The organism is Mesorhizobium sp. M1307 (assembly GCF_040318155.1).
Taxonomy (GTDB): Bacteria; Pseudomonadota; Alphaproteobacteria; order Rhizobiales; family Rhizobiaceae; genus Mesorhizobium.
In genome coordinates this window covers 506105-530547 of record NZ_JAMYLR010000001.1, presented here as the reverse complement: position 1 = coordinate 530547, position 24443 = coordinate 506105, and the positions used below count along the sequence as shown (strand labels likewise).

Genomic DNA, 24443 nt, shown 5'->3' with positions numbered 1-24443 from the left:
GCTCAGTTGCGTTTCTCAGGCAGGTTGGAGCAGCCGGCAGCGAGAAACTCGCACGGCAGGCTGCCGCCGCCGCCCGACGTGTGCGGGGGCGTGGCGGCTTCGATTTTTTCCACCTCGTAATATTTCGAGGTGACGCCCCATTTTTTGACGCCCTGGCACGTCGAGCGCACGCCAACCTCCGTCGCCTTTGCCGCAGTCTTGTAATACGTGGTGATCCGGCAGGATTGGCTGACCGGCAGCGCGTTCGCCGGGCTCGTGACCGGCGGCAGGAAGTTCGGGAAGGCAAGCAGCGAGATTGCCGCAATGATCCTGACGGCGGGCATGGTGTGAGGGAGGTGCAGCATCGTTTGTCTCCATCGATGGCGCCGCTCGCTCGTGGCGCAGCGGCGCGTTTGTTCCGGCAAGATCAGGCCATGAAGCCGGCGCTGCCGCATCTGCCGCGCGGGAGATGGCGGCAGCGGTCTGAACCGCCGCCGTCATCCGCGAGCGGCCGCGTCAGGGCGTTTTCGGCTTGATGGGCGTCTTTATCGGAACGGCGACTTTTGGGGGCCGGACCGTACTGGCTTCACCGTCGACGGCCAGCCCGCCGCTGTTGAGATAGCGTACCGTATAGTGCAGCTCATAGCCCGGAACTCTGACCCATGTAGGTTTGTGATTGAACTGGTCCGGAGGCCTCGAATACCACTTCGGGATCTGCATGATCTTGGAACCGGCACCGAATCCCGCAGTCTTGGCCGCTACCGCGAAGGCGCTGTCTCTGGGATCGTTCGGCGGCTGGTCGACATTGCCGATGACGACCAGCGAATCGTATTTTCGCGCGTCGAGCCTGAGTACGGGAAGGTTCAGCGCAGCCACGTCGCCTTCGCGCATCGTCAGGGCTTTCTGAACGCCGTCCTCATTGGCATAGACGTTGAGGTTTATGGCCTCGGATTCCGCATAGACGACATTGTTGTGGAAGTCGCGGGCTGGCAGGCGTGTGAGGCTGTCGAAGGTCACTTCAACCGTCGGCTTGGCTATGGCGTCCGTCACCACCAGGTTGCGCCGCGGCACCGTCCAGAAGATGAGATCATCGCCGGTGGCCTGCGTGCCGGCATCGGAGCCGTCTATTGCCGAGCATTTCGAATTTGGAACCGGCGTCGTCACCGGCAGGGGTGCCGAAAACGAGCTGCGTACCTGAGCGTCGATGTAGTTGCCGACGTTGAAAACGTCTTCGAGGATGTTGCCGCCCTCGAAGCTCGCCGGGCCGGGTTGCGAGCGGATGATGACCTGGCTGGAATCGGTCTGCCAGCCGCTGCAGAAGACGTTGACGTCTATGGGAATGCCGATGTGGCGGTCGGAGGTCACCGGGATCGAGACTTTGATGGTCAGGATGTAAGGAACTTTGACAAACCAGCTGTTCGGCTGATTCAGCATCTGCGTCGCAAAACGCGACGGCCGCCATTGCTTCAGCGATTCGATCGATGCGCGTGACGATCGTCCCTGGGCGGCCAGCTGTGCGTTGGTGGCGTCGACCTTGGCTTGCGCCAGGTTGCGGACGGTGTTGGTGATCAGGAACACGCCGAGTTCGGCTTTGCAGGGCCTGTTCGATTGTGTGGCGTTGCATGGGGCAAGTGCCGCACTGGGAACCGGCGGCCCCGAAGGCGGCGGCTGGGCGGCCGCGGTGGCCGCCATCAGGCAGAAGAACAGCATCGTGCAGGTTTTCAACATGGTATCCTCGCTCTTTCGTTGGAAACCACCCTCCGGCTAGACAGCAGCATTTGTTCGATGGCGGTTCATCGCCCGCACGGGGGATGAACCGCGAAACATCGGGCCGGCCCAGCGACGTCGAGCCGCCGTCCGTTCGGATTGGATATCTACTGCTTCACGACGCCTTTGGTTGTCGCCATCGGCGCGACGACCTTGGGCTTGGGGGTTTTCGGGCCGGGGTCGACTACCAATGCGGCCGTGCAGGAGCATTTGCCCGAACCGCAGTTCAGGTCGCCCTTGCACATTTTGGAATGCCGCATATCGGTGCAGTCGGCGGTCCCGGAGCAGGAGCAACTGCCTTGCCCAATCGTTCCGGACTGACATTTGAAGCTCCATGCCGGATCGGCGGCAAGGCCGGCCACAGCGAGCGATATGGCAAAAAGCGTCGTCGAGATGAGCTTGCGCATGAATACCTCCCGGTTCTATCGAGCGATGGAACCACGAAGCAGCAACGCCTTCATCTCCCGCGCGGGGGACGAACTCGCATACCGGTGACGATCGTCAATGCTGTCCCTTCAGCACGACGAGATAGCCGCGTTCGACGCGAAGCCGGAACGCGATTTGCCCTGCAGTGCCGGGATCCTTGGAAACCTTGTCGATGACATAGCCGCTGGGATGCGAGCCAAGCCATTCTTCCGGTTTGTCGGTGGTTTCGAATGGCTTTTGCAACCGGGCCAGGAAGCCGACTTCGCCTTGATAGTCGAAAGCCACGGCCCAGTCCGCATCCTTTCGCTCGTCGATGAAGTTGGCGAGCGGCGTCAGATCATAGCGTTTGAACGCGGTTGCCGATGCCACCGCGTGGCCGATGCCGAAAATGACAAGCATGACGATGGCCGAGCTCTTCAGCCTGGCGAGCGGGATCTCCGCCATGAAATAGCCGAACAGGATGACCACGAACGGCAACATCGGCACGACATAATGAGGCTGCTTGCCGGATATCGCGCTGAACACCAGAAACACGGCAACGAACGAGAATGACAGCAGGCGCAAGGCGCGCAGATCCGGCGACTTCGCGTCGATCAGGTTGCGTATCCGCGTGCGCAGCTTCAACCGCCACACCTCGGGTATGAAGATCCACGGTATGAACATGACCGGCAGCAGCAGCAGATAGAAATAGAACGGCCGGCCGTGCGAATTGCGCAAATTGCCGGTGACGCGCCCCGCCGACTGGTTCCAGACGAGATCATAAACGAAATTGCCTTTTGTCAGGATGGTCGCCGGCACCAACCAGATCGCCACCGGAATTAGTGCGGCGAGCAGGGCCAGGCCCACTCCAGCGAGGAAGTTCGGTGTCGTCAGTCCCGCCCGCCGGTCGCGCCAGAACGGGTAGAACAGGATGGGCGCGCCGATATGGATCAGCACCACCGGGCCTTTCGTCAGCACGCCCATGCCGATGAACAGCCCGGCCAGAACGGCCTGCCAGCGGTTGCCGCTGCGGGCAAAGGCAATCAACGACAACAGCGCGGCGAGCACAAAGACCGTCAGCAACAGGTCGAACAGGATCAGCGTCGAATAGATGACGAACACGCTGCTTCCGGCAACCAGCCAGGGGATGCGCCGCGCGATGTCGTCGCGGCCCGGAAACAGGGTCTTTGCCAACGCCGTCGTCAGCCAGATGACGAGCGAGGAGGCGGCGAAGATGACCAGCATCGCCGCCGGCCGGCTGGCGCCGAAAATATTCCAGACAAGGTCGATAAGCCAAAACAGCAGTGGCGGCTTCTGCAGATAGGGCGCGAAATTCATCGTCGGGACGAAGATCTGTCCGCTCAGATACATTTCCCAGGTGACGCTGAGATATCGCGTTTCGTCGACGGGCAGCAGTGGCCGGAAAGCGACCGCGATTGCGATCAGCCCAAGCAGAAAGAGGTAGGGGAGCAGCCGCTCGGTAGATGTCGGTGTCAAAGATCGAGATCCGCGCCAGAAACCATTTTCATTCCAGCCGAGCATAGTGCCGCGTTTCTGGACCGCGAACGACCGCACCATGATTTTGGCCGAATTGCAACGATGCCGGTTTCGTTTCCCAGATTTTGCGGACGATGGTGTCAAAGGTTTGAAAAACTTACCGGCCGAGTCTTTTGGACCGCTGCCGGTCCGGGGAACCTGAGCAAAATCAACTGGAGCGCAACGGCGGTGACAATTCGCGCATCAACAGTTCGAGCTCGCGCTGATCGCCGGTACCGGTCTTGTCGAAGATCGTCGCCAGCTGCGACTTGACGGTGCCGTCCGAGACGCCGCCGGCCGCGGCAATTTCCTTTCGCGTCAGGCCGGCGGCAACGTGACCGGCGACTCGCCTTTCTGCCGCGGTCAGTCCGAACAGCGCCGCAATGGCGTCCAGCGCCGGGGTCGGTGTCGAACCGGCGGCGGCGATGAAGATCGCTGCGGCGGCGCGTTGCGAGATGCGCGCCGAGATTTCACGGCGCGCCAGCGGCATGACATGGGCCACTGCCGGAACGACCGTCCTGGCCAGGGGAATGTTGATGCCGCAAGGTCCGAGCGCGAATTCGTCGCGCGTGCCGAGCTGGACGGCACGGCCGATCGCGGCGTTGGCTTTGGCATAGGTGAAGGAAAGCTGTCCGCGCACGCAAGCGACCGAGATATTTTCGGCGAGCAGCGCTTCGGCTGACGGGTTGGCGAAGATGATGGTCATGTCTTCGGCGACGATCAGCACCGGATGGTCGAGGCTTTCGATGATGGAGCGGAAGATTTCGGCCTTGCGCCGCTCGGCCTCGAACAGGTCGCCGATGGTCACCGCGCGCCGCACATGCGGTGCCAACAGGCAGACAAGCTCGATATCCTCGCGGGAAATCTGGCGCCTGTCCTTGTCGGTCACCACCATCAACGTGCCGATCCGGGTCGGCCGCCTCATCAACGCCACCCAGAAGAAATCGTCCAGGCGGTTGGGTTGCACCCATTCGCGCACGATGCGGCTTTCGAGCCATCTCTGCCGGGTATCCGGGCCTTGCAGGGCGTAGATCGAATCGACGGTGAACGGCACGTCGATCTCCATCTTGGGAACCGCCGCATAGAACGGCACTTGCGAGCCGTAGTCATGCTTCAATGGCTCAAGAACTGCGGGATCGCCGCAGGACACCGAAAACCGCGCGGAGCTGCTGATCGTGTCGATGACGGCGAGCATGGCAAGCTGGCCTTCCGCCAGATTGCAGATGGCCTCGAGTGTCGCCTGCCAGCGGTCGACGTCGGCAATCGAATCGTAGATCGCCTCAACGACCTGCGGCAACGCGCGACCGGCCGTGCCCGCCAGCGATGACATGAGCCCCTCTCATTTGCCGTCCTTGAGGCAACGAAGCATCAACTGCTAGAATAACGCTGCGTAAGGTTGCCAACAACCTATTTCATCTGCTTCGGACGGCCGCGAAAATAACATCATCGTTTCGCTTTCCCGTCAGCCATTTGCTCGCCGGTTGCGGCAAGACCCTTGCCTTCGCAATGCCGTGACGCCATAAGCAGGAACAGGCGCCGCAGCCGCCGCGAGGACTTGCCACAAGGACTTGCCACGAGGATTTGCATGAAAACTTTCCTTCTGCAGTTTTTCACCTGGTGGAACAGCCAGACATTGGGAACGCGCTTCCACACCTGGCGGCATGGCAAGAAGGTCGGGCAGGACGAGGTCGGCAACGTCTATTATGAGGGCGGCGTCGATTCGGAAGGCCGCACCCGTCGCTGGGTCATCTACCGCGACTATTCGGAAGCCTCGGCGATTCCGCCCGGCTGGCATGGCTGGATCCATCATCGTGTCGACGTTGCGCCGCCAAGCGAAGACTACAAGCCACGCGACTGGCAAAAGCCGCATGTGCCGAACCTCACCGGCAGCCCCGCGGCCTATCGCCCGAAAGGCTCGGTGCTGACCAACCAGCATCGTCCGCAGGTGACGGGCGACTACGACGCCTGGACGCCTGGTTCTTGATCGATCGCCGCGACACGCGCGCGGTCCCCACGGGGGCGGTCCCCACGAGGGCGGTCCTTTGTCGCCACAATTGCTGTTTAGCTGTTTGCTGATCCGACAGCAGCAACTAGCCTTGGCGTTAAGAGAATCACCCCGGGCGCAAACCACCGGACCTTGCATGAGCATGTTCAGCCGAATTTTGACGGGCGGATTAACCGCGGTCGTTCTCGCTTCTATGGTGGCGCTCGCTGCTGCGCAGGAATTGGCGCCGCCTGCGCCGGACGCGTCGGTGGCGCCTGCAGCACCGGCAGTGTCCGAGCGCATCACCAATCCCGTCGCTGAATTCGCCGGCATCGACAAGATCACCGGCCGTATCATCACCTTCGATGTTTATATCGACGAGACGGTGCAGTTCGGCGCTTTGCAGGTGACGCCGCGCATCTGCTATTCGCGGCCCGAAAACGAAGAGCCGAAGACGGATTCGTTCGTCGAGGTCGACGAGATTACGCTCGACCGGAAGATACGCCGTATCTTCACCGGCTGGATGTTTGCCGAAAGCCCCGGGATCAACGCCGTCGAGCATGCCGTCTATGATATCTGGCTGAAGGGCTGCAAGCAGAAGTCCGACGTGCCGGCACCCGCCGCCCCCAAAACCAACTAGAATCTGTCAGTGCGCGGCGGATACCGCGCCCTGCGGAACCGCCGCGTTGCCCGAGCGTTGGTGCCTCTCTACGGAGGAGGTTGCCATGATGATGGCCAACAAGAACGAACTTCTCGACATCGAAAGGGGATTCTGGAGCGGCGGTGCCGACTATTTCAAGGCCAATGCCGATACCGACTGCCTGGTGGCCTTCCCGCAGATGGCGCGGGTGATGAGCAATACCGATCTGGCCGCAACTGCCACGGACCCGAACCGCTGGCGCGATCTCGACATCGACCTCAAGGGCATCATCGAGCCGGGCAGCGACATCGTCATGCTGACCTACGAGGCGCGTGCGACGCGGCAAGATGGCGAAGCCTATGCGGCGCTGGTCAGCACCGGCTATGTCCACCGCGTCAATGGCTGGAAGATGATGTTCCACGCACAGACGCCGCTGGTGACGGCAGCAAAAGGCTGACCGGCCGCAAGAGCATTCCAGGAAATGTGAACGGCTTTCCGTCCGGAATTGCGTTTCTGTGAAACGATGAACCATTCCAGGTTATGGAAAAAACACGGCCTCGCCCTTCAGCGCCTCGGCCAGCATCTTCTCGTACTTGCCGCGCGGCACGTCGATTGCACCGAAGCGTTTGAGATGCTCGGTGGTGAACTGCGTATCGAGCAGTGCAAAGCCACGCGCCTTCAGGCGTTCGACGAGGTGAACCAGGCAGGCCTTTGACGCGTCGGTCTCCCTGGCGAACATGCTCTCGCCGAAGAACACGCGGCCGAGCGATACGCCGTAGAGCCCCCCGACCAATCGGTCGTTGTGCCAGGCCTCGACCGAATGGCAATGGCCCATCCGATGCAGCTCGATATAGGCTTCGCGGATCGGTGCGTTGATCCAGGTCGACCGCCGTTCCTCGCGCCTTTCTGCGCAGGCATCGATCGTCGCCTCGAAATCGAAATCGATGCGGAACTCGAACAGATCCTTGCGGATGGTCTTTCTCAGGCTTTTCGGTATGTGGAACCCGTCGAGCGGAATGATGCCGCGCGTCTCCGGCCGCACCCAGAACACTTCGGGGTCATTGGCATTTTCGGCCATCGGGAAGACGCCGGAGGCATAGGCTTTGAGCAAAAGGTCGGTCGGGATGCGATAACCGGGTGCGTAGGGACGGGTCATCGCTTCGCCCCTGTGTCACTCGCCTTCGGCCAGGTATTTTTCCAGCCAGTGGATATCGTAGTCGCCATTAGCGATGTCGGCGTTGCCAACGAGGTCGCGAAACAGTGGCAGCGTCGTCTTGATGCCGTCGACGACGAATTCGTCGAGCGCGCGCCGCAGCCGCATCATGCATTCGACGCGGTTGCGGCCATGCACGATCAGCTTGCCGATCAGGCTGTCGTAGTAGGGCGGGATCTTATAGCCGGAATAGACGCCGGAATCGACACGGATGCCGAGGCCGCCCGGCGTGTGGAAATGGGTGATGGTGCCCGGCGAGGGGGTGAAGGTGCGCGGATCCTCGGCATTGATGCGGCATTCGATGGCATGGCCGTGGAAGCGGATGTCCTCCTGGCGCACCGAAAGTCCGCCGCCCGAGGCGACGCGGATCTGCTCGTGCACGAGGTCGATGCCGGTAATCGCCTCGGTCACCGGATGTTCGACCTGCAGGCGCGTGTTCATCTCGATGAAATAGAACTCGCCGTCCTCATAGAGGAATTCGATGGTGCCGGCGCCGGAATAGCCGAGATCGGCGATCGCCCTGGCGCAGACGCCGCCAATATGCGCGCGCTCCTCGGCATTGAGCGCCGGCGAGGGCGCTTCTTCCCAGACCTTCTGGTGGCGACGCTGCAGCGAGCAGTCGCGCTCGCCGAAATGCACGCCGCGCCCGGCGCCGTCGCCGAACACCTGCACTTCGATATGGCGCGGCTTCTGCAGATATTTCTCGATATAGACTGCGTCGTCGCCGAAGGCCGCACCCGCCTCCGAGCGTGCCGTCTGCAGCGCCACCTCGAGATCGGCCTCGCTACGCGCCACTTTCATGCCGCGCCCGCCGCCGCCGGCCGACGCCTTGATGATTACGGGGTAGCCGATCACGGCGGCAATGCGCTTGGCTTCCTTGTCCTCGGTGACCGCGCCGTCGGAGCCGGGCACCACGGGAATGCCGAGGCGTTTTGCGGTACGCTTGGCCTCGATCTTGTCACCCATGATGCGGATATGGTCGCCGGTCGGGCCGATGAAGGTGATGTTGTGCGCGGCGAGGATGTCGGCGAACTTGGCGTTCTCCGACAGGAAACCGTAGCCGGGATGCACCGCGTCGGCGCCGGTGATCTCGCAGGCGGCGACGATCTGGTGGATGTTGAGATAGCTGTCGCGCGACGGCGGCGGGCCGATGCAGACGCTCTCGTCGGCGAGACGCACGTGCATGGCGTCGGCGTCGGCGGTCGAATGCACCACCACCGTCTGGATGCCGAGCTCCTTGCAGGCGCGCAGCACCCTGAGGGCGATTTCGCCGCGATTGGCGATGAGGATTTTCTGGAACATCTTTCGCCTGTTCCCGGCTCTACTCGATCACGACGAGCGGCATGCCATATTCGACCGGCTGCGCATCTTCAAACAGGATCGCCGTCACCGTGCCGGCGCGCGGCGAGGGGATCTGGTTCATCGTCTTCATTGCTTCGATGATCAGCAGCGTCTGGCCTTCCTTGACCTTCTGGCCGATTTCGATGAACGGCCTGGCGTCGGGCGACGGTGCCAGATAGGCGGTGCCGACCATTGGCGAGGCGACGGCGTTCTTTGACAAGTCGGGCGTCGCCGGGGCGGCCGCTGCCGCGGGCTGCGCGGCTGCCGGGGCATAGGCCGGCTGAGCTGCGGCGACGGCATGGACGGCCGGCGCCTGCCGCGAGACGCGCACCTTCAGATCGCCCAGCTCGACCTCGATCTCGGTCAGGTTGGTGTCGTTCAGTATGCCCGCCAGATCGCGGATCAGCTGCTGGTCAACACCGTTCTTCTTTATCGACATTTTCGAGCCTTCTGTTTGTTGGCCGGTCATAGGCGTGCAGCCAGCGCCTGCAGCGCCAGCGTGTAGCCGAGCGGCCCGAACCCGCAGATCATGCCGACGGCGACCGGCGCGACCATGGAGACGTGGCGGAATGGTTCCCGCGCGTGGATGTTGGAGAGATGCACCTCAGCGACCGGCAGCGGCGCGACGGCGCGGATGGCATCGTGAATGGCGATCGAGGTATGGCCGTAGGCGCCCGGATTGATGACGATCGCGGCGGCCTTGTCGGCGGCCTCGTGGATCCAGTCGACGAGGTCGCCCTCATGGTTCGACTGGCGGAAATCGATCTCCAGCCCAAGTGCGGCACCTGCCTGCTTGCAGTCGTCGGCGATCGCGGCAAGCGTCTTGCCGCCATAGATGCCCGGCTCGCGCTTGCCGAGCGCGTTGAGATTGGGGCCGTTCAGGACGAAAACCGTTTTCAAAAAATGCCGACCTTTCCCGGCGCGGCTAAGCCGGCGCGCCGGACCCTCTATAATGGGCATAGACGCTGGCGAAAAGAGCGCAAGTGCGTTCTTTCGCCGTCCACAACAGCCGGAAAACGGCCCGTGCCGGAAACCCGCAGCCTAATCGAAACCCGAATGCCGATCAGAGCGCGGCCTTCGCCGCCTCGATCTTTTCGGCCAGCACTTCCTGGCCAAGCGCGCCGAACACCACCTCGTTGCCGACGACATAGGACGGCGTTCCGGTAATGGCGAGCTTGGTGGCGAGGTCATAGGTCTTGGAGAAGGCCTCGGTGATGCTCGGGTCCTTCATCTTTTCGCGCAGCGCCGCCTCGTCGGCGCCGAGCGACAGCGCCACCTTGATCGCCGCCGCCTCGGTGGCGCGCCCCTGGCCGCCGAGCAGCGCATTGTGGAATTCGCCGTATTTCTCCGGCTTCATCAGATGGAAGGCCATCGAGACGACGCTCGCCTTCTGCGAATCCGGGCCGAGGATCGGGAACTCCTTGAGTACGAAGCGCAGGTCCGGATCGGCCTTGGTCAGCGCGCGCATGTCGTCGATGGCGCGTTTGCAGTAGCCGCAATTATAATCATAGAATTCGACGATGGTGACCTTGCCGTTCGGATTGCCGACAACACCGTCGAATGAGGAATTGAAGATCTGGTCCTTGGCGTCTTTGATGACGCCGAGACTGGCGACGCGCTGTTCTTCCTTCTGCTTGGCCTCGAGTGCCTGCTGGGCCTCCAGAAGCACTTCCGGGTTCTTCAGCAGATAGTCGCGGACGATGCCTTCGACTTCGGCACGGTCGAGCTTGGTACCTGAGGACGTCGTCTGGGCAAGCTGTGCCGTGCCGGCCTTCGCCGTCTGCGGATTGCCGGCGACGAAGCCGAACGCCAGCATGGCGAGAGCCGCTGCCACTCCGGTACTGCCCAGCAGAATTGCCTTGGTCATGATCCTCGATCCTCTTGCCTGTGTTCGGGTCCGCCCGGTTTGGCTGTGTCGCAGCCTGCGTCCGAAAGGTTCACTTCTTCTTACCTGATGGTGCGTAGTTTATAATGTCCTGCGCGCGAAGCCAGCCCGGCTCGCCCCGCTTCATGCTCTGCTGCGCCCGCATGGCGAAGATTTTCGCATTCTTGTAGTCGCCGGAATAGAAATGCCCTTCGGCGGTTGCAAGCTCGGCGGCCGGGATGTTGCCGAGTTCCCCGTAAGCCTGTGCCAGATAGCGGTATCCGGCGGCGTTTTCGCGATCCCGTCCGAGGCCGGTGTTGATCTGCGCCACCGCCTTCTTCAGCGAATCCTGCGTGCCGATCGCCATCAGCGCCTGGCCGTACGAGACCGGCAGCAGCCCCGATCGCGCTGGATCGAGGCTGACCGACTTGGCATAGGCGTCCGCCGCATCCTTCGGCCGGTTCGCCTTCATCAGGATGTCGCCGCGCAATTCCTGGAAATAGGGATTTTTCGGCTGTTCCTTGATCAACGCGTTGGTCTTGGCGAGCGCCGACGCCAGATTGCCGAACAGATAGGTCATCTGCGCGTCGCCATAGCGTGAGGCGAGGCTGCCGGGGTTCTTTCGCATCAATCGCGACGCCGCCGCCTGGCCCTGCATGTAGGCGGCGATCTTGATGCGCATCATGTCATGGCGCTGCTGCAGTGCCGGCGGGTCGACCTTGTCGACGTAAGGGCTCTGCTTCACCAGCACTTCGAGATTGGCGATACGCTCCTGCGGCATCGGATGGCTGATCCTGTAGGGATCGACTTGCGCGCCCGAGAGCGACAATGCGTTCTGGAAGCGGCCAAACGTCTTCAGCATGCCCATGCCGGACTGGCCGGTTGCATTGAGATAGGTGATCGCCGAACGGTCGGCGGTCATCTCTTCGGTGCGCTGATAAGCGAGGATACTGCGTTGCGCCATCTCGCCGCCGCCGGCCACCACGCCCATGCCGGCGCCGGCGAGACCGCGGCTGTTGCTGGTGGCGCCGGCCACCATGGCGCCGGCGCCAAGCAGCGTCGCCAGGATCGCCATCGTCTTGGCGCGCTCGAGCTGTTCTCGCAATTTCTGCTGGTGTCCGCCGGCGATATGGCCGGCCTCGTGGGCAATGACGCCAATGATCTCGTTGGGCGTTTCGGCCGTCATCAGCGCGCCGGTGTTGATGAACAGGCGGCGGCCGGCAACAAAGGCGTTGAAGCTCTGGTCGTTGACCAGCACGATGTTGATGGCGTCGCCCGACAAGCCCGCCGCCTTGAAGATCGGCCGCGCGTAATCGCGCACCAGCGCCTCGATCTCGGCATCGCGCACAACCGGCACATTCTGCGCAAAGGCATTGACCGAGCCGGCCATGGCGACCATCGCGGCAAGCGAAAGCGTCGCGAGGGCGCGCGCTGTCCTGGCGATCGTCGATTTGGGTCGGCTCAACATGGCAGGTCCACTGGTAGACGAGTGGGCGAAGGATGAAAAGTCGGCAGCCTAAACTTACCGAACTTGTGATCCCCACACCAATCGGGCATTTGTGCGGCGCGGCCAGCATATGGCCGGCACGTGCGGACAAGTGTGGTGGATTGAAAAATGGTTGTTTCGCTTTCGCGCCGCGGCGCGGTCGAACCGTTCCATGCCATGGACATCCTGGCCGAGGCGAATCGGCTGAAAGCCAAGGGCCTGCCGGTCGTTTCCATGGCCGTCGGCCAGCCTTCCGATCCGGCGCCGGCCGGGGTTCGCGAAGCGGCGGCCAATGCCTTGAAAACAGGCCGCATCGGCTATACCGACGCGCTGGGCCTCGCCGGCCTGCGCAAGGCGATCGCGGCGCATTATGGCGAGCATTACGGGCTTGACGTTTCGCCCGAGCGGATAGCCGTCACCACCGGATCGTCGGCTGCCTTCAACCTCGCTTTCCTGGCAATGTTCGATCCAGGCGACCGCGTCGCCATCGCTGCGCCCGGCTATCCTGCCTATCGCAACATCATGGCCGCGCTCGGCATCGACATCGCCGAGATCGAGTTGGACGGCGCCGCCTATCTGCATGCCGAGCACCTGCAAGCCGCGCATCGCGAAAAACCGCTGAAGGGCGTGCTGTTCGCCAGCCCGGCCAACCCGACCGGCGCGGTCATTCCCGCCGGCGATCTCGAGGCGCTGGTCAAAACGGCGCAAGAGCTCGGCATCGCCGTCATCTCGGACGAAATCTATCACCGGCTGGCCTATGCGGCGCCCGACACGACGGCGCTTGCTTTCGGCGCGGATGTGACGGTGATCAATTCCTTCTCGAAATATTATTGCATGACCGGCTGGCGCATCGGCTGGATGGTGTTGCCGCAGGAACTGGTGCGGCCAGTCGAGCGCATCGCCCAGAGCCTCTACATCTCGCCGCCCGAACTGTCCCAGATCGCCGCGATCGAGGCATTCAAGGCGACGCCAGAGCTGGAAGCGGTGAAGGCGCGCTATGCCTGGAACCGCGAGCTCCTGATGCAACGCCTGCCGGAGCTCGGCTTTGCTTTGGCCGCGCCCATGGACGGCGCCTTCTACGCCTTCTGCGACGTCACCAGGCACACCAATGACAGCATGGCGTTTGCGCGCAGGATGCTGGCCGAGGCGCATGTGGCGGCGACGCCCGGCCGCGATTTCGACCCGCTGCAAGGCCATCGCACGATGCGCTTTTCCTACGCCGGCAGCCACGACGACATGGTCGAGGCGATCGCGCGTATCGAACGCTGGCTGAAGTAGCGGGAGCGACGATGCTGGAGTTTGATCAGGCGCCCCAACTCGAACATGCGTTGCGCGAGGTCGCTGCCGAAATGGCGGAGCGTACCGATCGCGGCGACGTCGCCAGCTATATTCCCCAGCTCGGCAAGATCGACCCGAAAAAATTCGGCATTGCCGCGGTGACCAATGACGGCCGCGTGCTGACCGCGGGCGACGCCGACGAGGCGTTTTCGATCCAGAGCATCTCAAAGGTGTTCACGCTGACGCTGGCGCTCGGCAATGTCGGCGACGCGCTGTGGCAGCGGGTTGGGCGCGAACCTTCGGGCAATCCGTTCAACTCGATCGTCCAGCTCGAGCACGAGAACGGCATTCCGCGCAATCCATTCATCAATGCCGGCGCCATCGTGGTCTCGGACATCCTGCTTGCCGGTCATCAGCCGCGCGAGGCGATCGGCGAGATCCTGCGCTTCATCCAGTTCCTGGCCGATGACGACACCATCATCATCGACCGCGAGGTCGCGGCGTCCGAACGCGCCACCGGCTTTCGCAATTTCGCGCTTGCCAATTACATGAAATCGTTCAGTAATCTCAATCACGCGCCGGAACTGGCGCTGGGCGTCTATTTCCACCATTGCGCTATCGCCATGAGTTGCCGGCAACTGGCCCTGGCCGCCCGCTTCCTTGCCAATGGCGGCAAGAACCCGGCGACCGGGCATTCCGTCGTCTCGGCAGAGCGCGCCCGCCGCATCGGCGCGATGATGCTGACCTGCGGCCACTATGACGGCTCCGGCGACTTCGCTTTCCGCGTCGGCATTCCCGGCAAGAGCGGCGTTGGCGGCGGCATATTGGGGATCGTGCCGGGCGTCGCCTCGCTTGCCGTCTGGTCCCCTGGCCTCAATGCCAACGGCAATTCCAGGCTGGGCTCGATCGCGCTGGAAAAATTGGCGAAGACGATGAACTGGTCGATCTTCGCACCATAGTGTTGTCGCCCGAATTGGGGCAAAAAAACCCGCGCAGCCGATCGGCAGCGCGGGATTTTTTTTTAATCAGAAAGTCTGGCTAATGCACGGAAAGGCTTAGAAAAAGCCCTTCCGTTGCCACCAGCCGGCACGCTTCGGCTTGTCCTCGGCCTTTGCTTCCTCGGTCTTTGCCTCGTCGGTCTTTGCCTCGTCCGGGACGATCGAGGAGACGACCGGCACGACCGGAGCATCCACCGGTACCGGCTTGCGCCGCGACGGCCGGACCTTCGGCGTTTCCTCGGCAGCCGCCACTTCAGTCTCCTGCGAAGCCGGCGCAGCGGTCTCGCCGGAAGCCACGGAGGCGGCCTCGGCAGCCGATGTCTCGGCGCCCGCAATCTCGGCAACTGCTTCCGCCGCAACTTTCTTCGGCTTGGCGGTACGGCGCGGCTTCTTCGGCTTTTCGGCGCTCGGCATGTCGTCGTTCGCCGGAGCGAGCACCGCAAGCTCTTCGGCCGGCGGCGCACCTTCCGGCTCGCCGGTTACGGGCTCTGCTTCCGACACGGCACCTTCCGTCATGGCGGCTGGCTCGCCGGGGGCAGCTTCCAAGCCGTCCTCGCCGTCCTCACGGCGATTGCGCTTGCCGCCGCGCTTGCCGCGCCGGCGCTTCTTGCCGTGACCGTCGTCCGCCGCTTCCGCCGTTTCGGCCACAACACCTGCCGGCGCTTCATGTTCCGCTTCGGCGCCTTGGTCGCCGGCGGCTACGAAGGCGTCGTCCGTCGGCGCCGAAACGGAAGCACCTTCCACAGCAGCGCCATGCTCGCGATCGCCATGTTCGCGTTCCCCGTGCTCGCGATCCCCGTGTTCACGATCCTTGCCGCCGCGCCGTCTGCGGCGCTTGCGGCGCTTGCGATCGCCGCCTTCGCCGTCCTCGCCGGACCTTGGCTGCTGCGGCTGCTGGGCAGGGCGTGGCTGCTCGGCCTGCACCGGTGCCTCGTCTTCCTCTTCGATGACGATCTCGTCCTCGGGTTCTTCCGGCTCGACATAGGCCGGGAACGTGCGCGCCTCGACAAAGCCTTCCGGCTTTTCGGCCAGCGCGCCGCGGAAGATGGCGTAGTGTTGTGCACCGACCGCGTCATCGGCTTCGATGGTGATGGTCACGCCGAAGCGGTGCTCGAATTCCACCAGCGTGCCGCGCTTGTGATTGAGCACATAGAGCGCGGTCGCCGCCGGCGTCCGCACCGTGATGTGGCTGCGCGAATCCTTGAGCAGGAATTCCTCGATTGCCCGCACCACCATCAGCGCGACCGACGAATCGGAGCGCACATGGCCTGTGCCGCCGCAATGCGGGCAAGGCTTCATGGTCGATTCCAGCACGCTGGCACGGATGCGCTGGCGCGACATCTCCATCAGGCCGAAATGCGAGATGCGGCCGACCTGGATGCGGGCACGATCGTTCTTGAGGTGATCCTTCAGCCGCTTCTCGACGGAGCGGTTGTTGCGGTTCTCCTCCATATCGATGAAGTCGATGACGATGAGGCCGGCGAGATCGCGCAGCCTCAATTGCCGGGCGACTTCCTCGGCGGCTTCCAGATTGGTGTGAAGTGCGGTGTCCTCGATCGAGTGCTCCTTGGTGGAACGGCCCGAATTGACGTCGATGGCGACCAGCGCTTCCGTCTGGTTGATGATGATGTAGCCGCCGCTCTTCAGCGTCACCTGCGGCTGCAGCATGCGGTCGAGCTGCGCTTCGATGCCGTTGCGCACAAAGATCGGCGTCGTGTCGCGGAACGGCTGAACCACCTTGGCGTGGCTCGGCATCAGCATGCGCATGAAGTCCTTGGCCTCGCGGTAGCCTTCTTCGCCGGAAACCAGGATCTCGTCGATATCCTTGTTGTAGAGGTCGCGCACCGAGCGCTTGATCAGGCTGCCTTCCTCGTAAACCAGGGCAGGGGCCGTCGATTGCAGCGTCAGATTGCGGACGTTTTCCCAAAGCCGCATCAAATATTCGTAGTCGCGCTTGATCTCTGCCTTGGTGCGGCTTTCGCCTGCCGTACGCAGGATGACACCCATGCCTTGCGGCACTTCGAGATCGGCGACCACTTCCTTCAGCCGCTTGCGGTCCTGCGCATTGGTGATCTTGCGCGAAATACCGCCGCCGCGTGCCGTGTTCGGCATCAGCACCGAATAGCGGCCGGCCAGTGAAAGGTAGGTGGTCAGCGCCGCGCCCTTGTTGCCGCGCTCTTCCTTGACGACCTGCACCAGCAGGATCTGCCGGCGCTTGATCACTTCCTGGATCTTGTACTGGCGGCGCACCGGCTTGCGGCGGTTGCGTACTTCTTCGAGCGCGTCTTCAGCGCCGACCGATTCGATCTCGTGATCGTCCGGATGCGAGGATTGCACCTCCTCCAGCATGCCGCGATCATTGTCTTCGGACGTCGCTTCGCCGCTTGTCTCGGCCCCGCTTGTCTCGACTTGTGGGACGGCTTCGGAGATTACGTCGGCATCGACGCTGGCAGCGATGGAACTCGATCCGCCTTCGGAAGGCTCGGTCTCGCCGCTATCGGCGACTTCTTCACTCTGCCCGGCGGCATCCTCGCTCTGTCCGGCAGTGTCGGACGTGGTGTTGTCGGCAACGGCATCCAGCTTTTCTGCGACGGCACCTTCGCCGTTCTCGCCATTCTCACCGTCGGCCGCGCCTGCCTCGCGCCTGTGCTCGCCGCGGTCGCGGCTCTTGCCGCCGCGCCGGCGTCCGCGCTTGCCACGGTCGCGGCTCTGGCGGTCCTCGCCTTCGGCGGCTTCCTCGTCCTCTTCGTCCTGGGCTTCCTGTGCTTCCGCACGCAGCAGCGCCTGACGGTCGGCGACCGGAATCTGGTAGTAGTCGGGGTGTATTTCACTGAAGGCGAGGAAACCGTGACGGTTGCCGCCGTATTCGACAAAGGCTGCCTGGAGGGAAGGTTCGACGCGCGTTACGCGGGCGAGATAGATATTTCCTTTGAGCTGCTTCTTGTCCTGGGATTCAAAGTCGAATTCTTCAATACGGTTACCGCGAACGACGACAACGCGTGTTTCCTCCGGGTGGGAGGCGTCTATCAGCATTTTGTTTGGCATTATTTCGTTTCCTCCCGGCAGCCGTCGGCCGCAGCTTGCAGGACACTGCCCGCTGCCGTGGACCTGGAACATGGGTGCCGGACAATTGAACGTCCGCCGGCCGCTGCCTGAGCGCCATGGCGGTGCCGCCCGCAGCCGTAGTGGCGCGGTTTGTTGCGGACCTTTCCATGATTGCGCTTGAAGCCATCGTCACCAGCAGAACCTTTTGAACCAAAGCCCGGAAAAAACCGGACCAGCTTGTTTGCTCATACAGAGCCGGCACGGGACAATCCCGGCCGTTTTGCTCACGCAGGCGATTCCCCCGCCACGGGAGCACGCCTGCGAAAATCGTCGCGATCACCGATGCCTTCTTCGCCTGAAGCGAAAGGAGCCGTCTTGCGTCTGACCTGTAGCAGGAAGCTGCGGAGGAGGACGGTTCCAGGATTGCAGTGATCCACCATCGCTTTTATGATTTGGCGGGTTGGAAGGCAACCCCGATTCCCGATGCCGGCAAAAAGCCGTTCCGCAGCGGAAGCCCCGGTCCCAAACCTTCCATGAAAAGGCTTGGTTAACCTTCTCTGGATACCAATCGTTAATCGAGTTCGCGGCCTGCCAGAACTTTGACAAGCAATAAGGCACTTCGACAAGCGATCGGGCATGACGCCAACGGGAGCGATTGGTAGAAAGATGGGACTGGCAGGCTTCGCAGACAAGGGCCGTCATCATGGAGGCTGGTTGTTCCGCACCGCCTGTCTGCTGCCGCTGATCCTGGCTTGCCTGGTCTTTTCGCCGCTTTCGCGTGCTGCCGACGTACCGCTCGGCGCCACAAGCTACAAGATGGCCGGCGATGCCACCAAGATGCGCATCGTCATCAATTTCGACCGCGAACCCGACATCAAATGGTTCCTGCTGCGCGGCCCCAATCGTCTGGTCATCGATCTCCCGGCCACCAGATTTGCCCTCAATGCCAAGGATGTGAAGCCGCGCGGCCTTGTCCGCACGGTGCGTTACGGCGAGCTCGGCGAGGGGAAATCGCGGCTGATTCTCACCGGCAAGGGACCGTTCGCCGTCGACAATCTCGATGTGCTCAAGAACGATGACGGCAACGGCTACCGCATCGCCATCGACATGTCGGCGGCATCGCAGCGGGAATTCGACGCAGCGCTCGCCAATCAGGCGCTGACCACCGGTTCGACGGTCTCCGCCGACAAGGCCGGCAGGGTCGGTACCGGCCCGGTCTCCAATCCGGGCCATCGTTTCACCGTCGTCATCGATCCCGGCCATGGCGGCATCGACGGCGGCGCCGAGGGCCTGAACGGTACGGTCGAGAAGAACGTGACGCTCGCCTTTGCCGTGGAACTGCGCGACAAGCTCGCCGCCAGCGGCAAATACGACGTGTTCCTGACGCGCGAAACGGACGAGTTCCTGCGGCTCGACGACCGCGTGCGCATTGCCCGCCAGCATGAGGCCGACCTGCTCATCTCGATCCATGCTGACACGATCAGCCTCAAGGGCATTCGCGGCGCAACCGTCTACACCGTGTCCGACAAGGCTTCCGACCCGCAGGCGCAGGCGCTTGCCGACCGTGAAAATCTTTCCGACCAGTTCGCCGGCATGGAGATCAAGGACGACAGCAAGGAAGTGACCGATATCCTGATCGACCTGATCCGCCGCGAGACGCATAATTTTTCGATGAGCTTCGCCCATACTCTCGTCGGCCAGCTTTCCACCAGCGTCGGTCTGATCAACAACCCGCAGCGTTCTGCCGGCTTCAAGGTGCTGAAGGCGCCGGACGTTCCATCCGTGCTGGTCGAACTCGGCTATCTGTCGAACGCCAAGGACGAAGCGCAGTTGCTCAGCGCCGATTGGCGCAACAAGGCGACCCAGAGCATAACCAACGCCGTTGCCCTGTTTGCTTCGGCCAAGAGCGGAACGGGGGCCGGAGGCTGAAATGTCCGCCGGCGCCCACAACCTGAAGCAGCGTTGCACGGCGACAACACCCTGTGCTTTTATTTCCGGCATTCGAAACCGAAATTCCACGCTGCCGTATTTTGCCCACATGGTCGCGACATGGATTTTGCGATTACGGTTTGGGATCGTCCCGAAAGCTTGCGTGAAGGGCGGCTTCGTTTAGGAAATTCCCGAACCAAGGACTGGAGCGGGTATGATTCGTCTCATTGGCTATTTCTTCGGCATCGGCACGACGCTGGCCCTTTTGGTCGCGGCGGGCATGGCGATCTATATCGGCCATTTGTCGAAGGACCTGCCCGATTACGAGGTGCTGGCCAAATACGAGCCGCCGGTGACGACCCGCATCCACGCGTCGGATGGCGCGCTGATGGCCGAATATGCGCGTGAGCGGCGGCTTTATCTGCCGATTCAGGCGATCCCGGACCGTGTCAAGGCGGCCTTCCTGTCGGCCGAGGACAAGAATTTTTACAATCACCCCGGCATCGACGTGACCGGCCTTGGCCGGGCCATTGTCGTCAACCTGCAGAATGTTGGCTCGGGAAAGCGCCAGGTCGGCGCCTCGACGATTACCCAGCAGGTGGCGAAGAACTTCCTGTTGTCTTCAGACCAGACCTACGAGCGCAAGATCAAGGAGATGATCCTCGCCTTCCGCATCGAGCAGGCCTACTCGAAGGATCGCATTCTCGAGCTCTATCTCAACGAGATTTTCTTCGGCTTCGGCGCCTATGGCGTCGCCGGTGCTGCGCTAACCTATTTCGATAAATCGGTGAACGAGCTCACCGTGGCCGAAGCCGCCTATCTCGCCTCTCTGCCGAAGGGGCCGAACAACTACCATCCCTTCAAGCATGCCGATCGCGCCTTGGAGCGCCGCAACTGGGTGATCGATCAGATGGTCGAGAACGGTTACGTCACGCATGAGGAAGGCGAGAAGGCCAAGGCCGAGCCGCTCGGCGTCACGCCGCGCCGCACCGGCAACTATCTCTTCGCCGGGGAGTATTTCACCGAGGAAGTGCGTCGCCAGATCATCGCGCGCTATGGCGAGAATGCGCTCTACGAAGGCGGCCTTTCCGTCCGTACCACGCTCGATCCGAAGATGCAGCTGATTGCCCGCAAGGCCATGCAGAACGGTCTCATGAAGTTCGACACGCTGCGCGGCTACCGCGGGCCGGTCACGAGCATCGACATTTCCGGCGACTGGGGCGTGCCGCTGGGCAACGTCAAGCGATTGGAGGACGTGCCGGAATGGTCGCTCGCCGTCGTGCTCGACAGCTCGGCCACCGGCCTGTCCATCGGCCTGCAGCCGACGCGCCAGATCTCCGGCGAAATCGTCAAGGACCGCGTCGAAGGCACCGTCAGCAAGGAAGACATGAGCTTCGCCATGCGCCACGTGGTCGACGGCAGGACCGTCAAGGCGAAGTCGCCCGCCGACGTGCTGAAGCCGGGCGACGTGATTTTCGTGCAGAAGAACGACGGCTCGGACAACAGCTACAGCTTGCGCCAGGTTCCCGAAGTGGAAGGCGGCCTGATCGCCATGGACCCGCATACCGGACGCGTCCTGGCCATGGTCGGCGGTTTCTCCTACGCGCAGTCGGAGTTCAACCGGGCGACGCAGGCCATGCGCCAGCCGGGATCGTCGTTCAAGCCGATCGTCTATTCGGCCGCCCTCGACAATGGCTATACGCCCGCCTCGGTGATCATGGACGGGCCGATCACCATCCAGAGCGGCAACACGACCTGGACGCCCAAGAACTACGACGGAACGGTGGCCGGCCCGGCGACGTTGCGCTCCGGCATCGAGAAATCGCGCAACCTGATGACGGTGCGGCTTGCCAACGACATGGGCATGAAGCTGGTCGTGGAATATGCCGAGCGTTTCGGCGTCTACGACCACCTGGCGCCGTATCTGCCGATGGCGCTGGGATCCGGCGAGACGACGGTGATGCGCATGGTGTCGGCCTATTCGATCATGGCCAATGGCGGCAAGTCGATCAAGCCGTCGCTGATCGACCGCATCCAGGATCGCTACGGCAAGACCGTCTTTAGGCAGGACGAACGCGGCTGCTCAAACTGCAATGCCGCCGAGTGGCAGGACCAGCCAGAGCCGGAACTGGTCGACAACTCCGAGCAGGTGCTCGATCCGATGACTGCCTACCAGATCACATCGATGATGGAGGGCGTCGTGCAACGCGGTACCGGCGCCACCATCAACGAACTCGGCCGTCACATCGCCGGCAAGACCGGAACGACCAACGACGAAAAGGATGCCTGGTTCATCGGCTATACGCCGAACCTCGTTGTCGGCCTCTATATGGGCTACGATCAGCCGAAAGGTCTTGGCAAGGGCGCGACCGGCGGCGGCCTTGCCGCGCCGATCTTCAAGGATTTCATGCGCGTGGCGCTGGATGGCACGCCCAATGTCGACTTCAAGGTTCCGGAAGGCATGAAGCTGATTGCGATCAATCGCAAGACCGGCATGCGGGCCAACGCGGGCGACGCCGGAACCATCATCGAAGCCTTCAAACCGGGTACCGGTCCCGCCGACAGCTACTGGGTGATCGGCATGGGTGCGGACGGCTCCAACGCCACCGGCGGGGCGCTGTCGCCGCAGGCCAACCAGGCCATCCAGTCCGGCGGCGGCGGGCTCTACTGACAATCGCTACATCGGGTCGGGCCGGCTTGACGATCATGGTCGAGCCGGTCCATTCCGCTTTACAGGGGCCGGTACATTACAGGGGCCGGCGCTTTACAGGAGACCGTGCCGTCCCTATGTATCGCGCCACCAAACCGCCATCCAGCAACAGGACAGAACAGCCAGCCATGCGCGCGGAAACGCAAAACATTGTCGACGAGATCAGGCAGGCAATCACCCTGCTGAGGAGGCATCTTTGACTGGGACCAAGCCATAAAGCGGCTTGAGTACCTGAACGTCCGTGCCGAGGATTCGAGCCTCTGGAACGAGCCGCTGGAAGCGCAAAAGCTGATGCGCGAGCGTCAGGGCCTCGAGGAAGGCATTGCCGCGGTCAAAGGCCTCACCCAGGCCCTGGAAGACAATATCGGCCTGATCGAGCTTGGCGAGGAAGAGGGCGACGAGGGCGTCATCGCGGAGGCCGAAGCGGCGATCCGCTCGATGCGCGGCGAGGCCAAGGCGCGCCAGATCGAAACGCTGTTGTCGGGCGAGGCGGACGCCAACGATAGCTATCTGGAAGTTCATGCCGGCGCCGGCGGCACCGAAAGCCAGGACTGGGCCTCGATGCTTCTGCGCATGTATACGCGCTGGGCCGAGCGCCGCCGCTTCAAGGTCGAGGTGCTGGAGGTGCATGACGGCGAAGAGGCCGGCATCAAGTCCGCCACGCTGCTGATCAAGGGCCACAACGCCTACGGCTGGCTGAAGACGGAATCCGGCGTGCATCGTCTCGTGCGCATTTCGCCGTATGACAGCAATGCGCGCCGCCACACCTCCTTCGCCAGCGTCTGGGTCTATCCCGTCATCGACGATACGATCGACATCGACGTTTCCGAATCCGACGTCCGTATCGACACGTATCGTTCCTCGGGATCGGGCGGCCAGCACGTCAACACCACCGATTCGGCCGTGCGCATCACCCATCTCGCCACCGGCATCGCGGTCGCCTGTCAGGCCGAGCGCTCCCAGCACAAGAACAAGGCCAAGGCCTGGGAAATGCTGCGCTCGCGGCTTTACGAGGAAGAGCTGAAGAAGCGCGAAGCGGTGGCGAACGCCACGGAAGCGTCGAAGAGCGATATCGGCTGGGGCCACCAGATACGGTCCTACGTGCTGCAGCCCTATCAGTTGGTGAAAGATCTGCGCACCGGTGTCGAGAGCACCAGCCCGTCGAGCGTGCTCGACGGCGACCTCGACGATTTCATGGAAGCCTCGCTGTCGCAGCGGATCGAGGGTGGCGCCGGCGAAACGGTGGCCGATATCGACTGAGGCCGCCGGGCACCAATCCGGCAGGAATGTGGGTTCATCACGCGAGAGTTACGGCCATCGTGCGAGAGTGACGAGCTCTCAATTTGCACCTACCTGTCGTTCTACAACTTTGTTTTTCGTAGAGTTTTTCAAAATCGATTTCGGCTTTTGACGCGGATGCCTCGGGCCTGCCGGTGCCAAGCCTGGAACCAGCGCGAGCCAAATCCCGTTATTGGCGATCCCGCTGCCGGGGTTGACCAGGTTTCGTCAATCAGGACGGCAGGTTGGTTCCGGCTGCAGAGGTCGGCGTTCGATTGCGACAGCAATTCCTTGCGCCAACCAAGGAATCAGCCCAGCATTCATGCGCTGGGGAGGAAAAAAGCATTTATGGCCGGACGCGGCGTATCTGCGACCTGACGATCCGGCCACTGGGAAGACACGTTCCGGGAACGGGCAAGCGAAATGCTTGACAACCGTTGATAGGAACTGCGCTCATGCCTGCTCTCACAACCAGACCGGCCCCAGTCGCCCGCACGGCGCGCCGACTCCTGAATTCACTTGTCGCGGCAGTGGTTTTGATTGCTGCCGCCATTCCATTTGCGGCGCCTGCTCTGGCGCATGATGCCAAGCCGACCGCGGCAATGCCGCAAGGCTGGAGCTATCCGTTCTCCTGCTGCTCGGGCTATGATTGCCGCGAGGTCTCTCAGACATCGATCAGCGAACGTCCCGAGGGCTATGTCATCAAAGGAACCGGGGAAGTCGTGGCCTATAGCGACAAGCGGATCAAGAATTCGCCCGACGGCGAATATCATTGGTGCTCCGTTGCCGGTGCCAATGACGGAAAGACCATCTGCCTGTTCGTGCCCCCATCGTCCTACTAGCGCATGACGCCCAAAAGCTTGCCCACGGGCTGACCCGAGCGTGTGCAGCGGTTTTGGATCAATGGGCCTTCGATCTGTGCATCGCAGGCTCACAAGCCTGCTGACCGGCAGTTGTCAGGAGCGTTTCTTTATGCTGCCTTTGCCGTAC

At 62.6% G+C, this 24443-nt stretch carries 21 protein-coding genes; 9 read left to right on the top strand and 12 right to left on the bottom strand.

Annotated elements, in window-relative coordinates:
* Window positions 1–2: 2 nt before the first annotated feature.
* From NKH16_RS02765 to NKH16_RS02745, 5 genes are all read right to left on the bottom strand, one after another.
* Entirely contained in the window at window positions 3–344 is a 342-nt protein-coding gene (locus NKH16_RS02765; protein WP_352578246.1) for a hypothetical protein, read from the bottom strand.
* 151 nt (window positions 345–495) lie between these two features.
* Window positions 496–1707 (bottom strand): hypothetical protein, encoded by a 1212-nt coding sequence (locus NKH16_RS02760; RefSeq protein ID WP_352746740.1) that lies wholly within the window; start codon window positions 1705–1707, stop codon window positions 496–498.
* 146 nt (window positions 1708–1853) lie between these two features.
* Window positions 1854–2153, bottom strand: coding sequence for a hypothetical protein (locus NKH16_RS02755; protein WP_352746741.1), 300 nt, complete (start codon window positions 2151–2153; stop codon window positions 1854–1856).
* Between the two features lie 94 nt (window positions 2154–2247).
* Entirely contained in the window at window positions 2248–3648 is a 1401-nt protein-coding gene (locus tag NKH16_RS02750; protein WP_352746743.1) for an ArnT family glycosyltransferase, read from the bottom strand.
* Between the two features lie 208 nt (window positions 3649–3856).
* Window positions 3857–5017, bottom strand: a complete 1161-nt coding sequence (locus NKH16_RS02745) for a helix-turn-helix transcriptional regulator (RefSeq protein WP_352746746.1) — start codon at window positions 5015–5017, stop codon at window positions 3857–3859.
* Between the two features lie 255 nt (window positions 5018–5272).
* Here NKH16_RS02745 and NKH16_RS02740 point away from each other — a divergent pair, with 255 nt between their 5' ends.
* The 3 genes from NKH16_RS02740 (at window position 5273) to NKH16_RS02730 (ending at window position 6768) form a co-directional block, all read left to right on the top strand.
* Complete coding sequence (locus NKH16_RS02740) at window positions 5273–5671, top strand: NADH:ubiquinone oxidoreductase subunit NDUFA12 (protein WP_023674818.1); 399 nt, start codon at window positions 5273–5275, stop codon at window positions 5669–5671.
* A gap of 157 nt (window positions 5672–5828) precedes the next feature.
* The gene (locus NKH16_RS02735; protein WP_352451095.1) at window positions 5829–6311 is read left to right on the top strand and encodes a DUF2155 domain-containing protein; all 483 of its coding nucleotides are present in this window, start codon (window positions 5829–5831) and stop codon (window positions 6309–6311) included.
* A gap of 88 nt (window positions 6312–6399) precedes the next feature.
* A complete protein-coding gene (locus NKH16_RS02730) occupies window positions 6400–6768 on the top strand; it encodes a hypothetical protein (RefSeq protein ID WP_352593854.1) in 369 nt (122 codons plus the stop codon).
* 81 nt (window positions 6769–6849) lie between these two features.
* Here the strand turns inward: NKH16_RS02730 and aat are convergent, their stop codons facing one another.
* The 6 genes from aat to NKH16_RS02700 form a co-directional block, all read right to left on the bottom strand.
* Entirely contained in the window at window positions 6850–7467 is a 618-nt protein-coding gene (aat, locus tag NKH16_RS02725; protein WP_352570907.1) for a leucyl/phenylalanyl-tRNA--protein transferase, read from the bottom strand.
* Window positions 7468–7482: 15 nt separating this feature from the next.
* Window positions 7483–8826 carry an acetyl-CoA carboxylase biotin carboxylase subunit gene (gene accC / locus NKH16_RS02720; protein WP_352451094.1) on the bottom strand — a complete coding sequence of 448 codons (1344 nt, stop codon included), beginning with the start codon at window positions 8824–8826 and terminating at the stop codon, window positions 7483–7485.
* A gap of 19 nt (window positions 8827–8845) precedes the next feature.
* Window positions 8846–9304 carry an acetyl-CoA carboxylase biotin carboxyl carrier protein gene (accB, locus tag NKH16_RS02715; RefSeq protein ID WP_352451093.1) on the bottom strand — a complete coding sequence of 153 codons (459 nt, stop codon included), beginning with the start codon at window positions 9302–9304 and terminating at the stop codon, window positions 8846–8848.
* 26 nt (window positions 9305–9330) lie between these two features.
* On the bottom strand, window positions 9331–9765 hold the full coding sequence (gene aroQ / locus NKH16_RS02710) for a type II 3-dehydroquinate dehydratase (protein WP_023717478.1): 435 nt from the start codon (window positions 9763–9765) through the stop codon (window positions 9331–9333).
* Window positions 9766–9928: 163 nt separating this feature from the next.
* Window positions 9929–10732 carry a DsbA family protein gene (locus NKH16_RS02705; RefSeq protein ID WP_352746750.1) on the bottom strand — a complete coding sequence of 268 codons (804 nt, stop codon included), beginning with the start codon at window positions 10730–10732 and terminating at the stop codon, window positions 9929–9931.
* 70 nt (window positions 10733–10802) lie between these two features.
* The gene (locus tag NKH16_RS02700) at window positions 10803–12197 is read right to left on the bottom strand and encodes a M48 family metalloprotease (RefSeq protein ID WP_352746751.1); all 1395 of its coding nucleotides are present in this window, start codon (window positions 12195–12197) and stop codon (window positions 10803–10805) included.
* A gap of 147 nt (window positions 12198–12344) precedes the next feature.
* Here NKH16_RS02700 and NKH16_RS02695 point away from each other — a divergent pair, with 147 nt between their 5' ends.
* Window positions 12345–13493 carry a pyridoxal phosphate-dependent aminotransferase gene (locus tag NKH16_RS02695; protein WP_352898268.1) on the top strand — a complete coding sequence of 383 codons (1149 nt, stop codon included), beginning with the start codon at window positions 12345–12347 and terminating at the stop codon, window positions 13491–13493.
* An 11-nt stretch (window positions 13494–13504) separates the two neighbouring features.
* Window positions 13505–14452 carry a glutaminase gene (locus NKH16_RS02690; protein ID WP_352898265.1) on the top strand — a complete coding sequence of 316 codons (948 nt, stop codon included), beginning with the start codon at window positions 13505–13507 and terminating at the stop codon, window positions 14450–14452.
* A gap of 96 nt (window positions 14453–14548) precedes the next feature.
* On the opposite strand, the gene NKH16_RS02685 is transcribed toward NKH16_RS02690, so the two are convergent.
* On the bottom strand, window positions 14549–17536 hold the full coding sequence (locus tag NKH16_RS02685; RefSeq protein ID WP_352898262.1) for an Rne/Rng family ribonuclease: 2988 nt from the start codon (window positions 17534–17536) through the stop codon (window positions 14549–14551).
* Window positions 17537–18202: 666 nt separating this feature from the next.
* Between NKH16_RS02685 and NKH16_RS02680 the strand changes: the two genes are divergently transcribed.
* The 4 genes from NKH16_RS02680 to NKH16_RS02665 all read left to right on the top strand — a co-directional run bounded on the left by NKH16_RS02680 (window position 18203) and on the right by NKH16_RS02665 (window position 24295).
* Window positions 18203–19465 (top strand): N-acetylmuramoyl-L-alanine amidase, encoded by a 1263-nt coding sequence (locus NKH16_RS02680; protein ID WP_352746813.1) that lies wholly within the window; start codon window positions 18203–18205, stop codon window positions 19463–19465.
* A gap of 214 nt (window positions 19466–19679) precedes the next feature.
* Window positions 19680–22136, top strand: coding sequence for a penicillin-binding protein 1A (locus tag NKH16_RS02675; RefSeq protein ID WP_352746759.1), 2457 nt, complete (start codon window positions 19680–19682; stop codon window positions 22134–22136).
* A gap of 167 nt (window positions 22137–22303) precedes the next feature.
* Window positions 22304–23435, top strand: a protein-coding gene (gene prfB / locus NKH16_RS02670) for a peptide chain release factor 2 (protein ID WP_352451084.1) whose coding sequence is annotated in 2 segments (ribosomal slippage) — window positions 22304–22369 and window positions 22371–23435 — 1131 coding nt in all. Because the reading frame shifts where the segments join, the coding sequence is not laid out codon by codon here.
* A gap of 473 nt (window positions 23436–23908) precedes the next feature.
* Window positions 23909–24295 (top strand): hypothetical protein, encoded by a 387-nt coding sequence (locus tag NKH16_RS02665; RefSeq protein ID WP_031212810.1) that lies wholly within the window; start codon window positions 23909–23911, stop codon window positions 24293–24295.
* Window positions 24296–24443: the final 148 nt, after the last annotated feature.

Excerpts from the sequence above, each read along its gene's own strand:
- NKH16_RS02665 (WP_031212810.1), top strand. The coding sequence starts at position 23,909 with ATGCCTGCTCTCACAACCAGACCGGCCCCAGTCGCCCGCACGGCGCGC.
- NKH16_RS02760 (WP_352746740.1), bottom strand. The coding sequence starts at position 1,707 with ATGTTGAAAACCTGCACGATGCTGTTCTTCTGCCTGATGGCGGCCACC.
- NKH16_RS02695 (WP_352898268.1), top strand. The coding sequence starts at position 12,345 with ATGGTTGTTTCGCTTTCGCGCCGCGGCGCGGTCGAACCGTTCCATGCC.
- NKH16_RS02705 (WP_352746750.1), bottom strand. The coding sequence starts at position 10,732 with ATGACCAAGGCAATTCTGCTGGGCAGTACCGGAGTGGCAGCGGCTCTC.
- NKH16_RS02740 (WP_023674818.1), top strand. The coding sequence starts at position 5,273 with ATGAAAACTTTCCTTCTGCAGTTTTTCACCTGGTGGAACAGCCAGACA.
- NKH16_RS02755 (WP_352746741.1), bottom strand. The coding sequence starts at position 2,153 with ATGCGCAAGCTCATCTCGACGACGCTTTTTGCCATATCGCTCGCTGTG.
- aat (WP_352570907.1), bottom strand. The coding sequence starts at position 7,467 with ATGACCCGTCCCTACGCACCCGGTTATCGCATCCCGACCGACCTTTTG.
- NKH16_RS02735 (WP_352451095.1), top strand. The coding sequence starts at position 5,829 with ATGAGCATGTTCAGCCGAATTTTGACGGGCGGATTAACCGCGGTCGTT.
- NKH16_RS02765 (WP_352578246.1), bottom strand. The coding sequence starts at position 344 with ATGCTGCACCTCCCTCACACCATGCCCGCCGTCAGGATCATTGCGGCA.
- accB (WP_352451093.1), bottom strand. The coding sequence starts at position 9,304 with ATGTCGATAAAGAAGAACGGTGTTGACCAGCAGCTGATCCGCGATCTG.
- NKH16_RS02680 (WP_352746813.1), top strand. The coding sequence starts at position 18,203 with ATGGGACTGGCAGGCTTCGCAGACAAGGGCCGTCATCATGGAGGCTGG.
- NKH16_RS02685 (WP_352898262.1), bottom strand. The coding sequence starts at position 17,536 with ATGCCAAACAAAATGCTGATAGACGCCTCCCACCCGGAGGAAACACGC.
- NKH16_RS02690 (WP_352898265.1), top strand. The coding sequence starts at position 13,505 with ATGCTGGAGTTTGATCAGGCGCCCCAACTCGAACATGCGTTGCGCGAG.
- NKH16_RS02745 (WP_352746746.1), bottom strand. The coding sequence starts at position 5,017 with ATGTCATCGCTGGCGGGCACGGCCGGTCGCGCGTTGCCGCAGGTCGTT.
- NKH16_RS02730 (WP_352593854.1), top strand. The coding sequence starts at position 6,400 with ATGATGGCCAACAAGAACGAACTTCTCGACATCGAAAGGGGATTCTGG.
- NKH16_RS02700 (WP_352746751.1), bottom strand. The coding sequence starts at position 12,197 with ATGTTGAGCCGACCCAAATCGACGATCGCCAGGACAGCGCGCGCCCTC.
- accC (WP_352451094.1), bottom strand. The coding sequence starts at position 8,826 with ATGTTCCAGAAAATCCTCATCGCCAATCGCGGCGAAATCGCCCTCAGG.
- NKH16_RS02675 (WP_352746759.1), top strand. The coding sequence starts at position 19,680 with ATGATTCGTCTCATTGGCTATTTCTTCGGCATCGGCACGACGCTGGCC.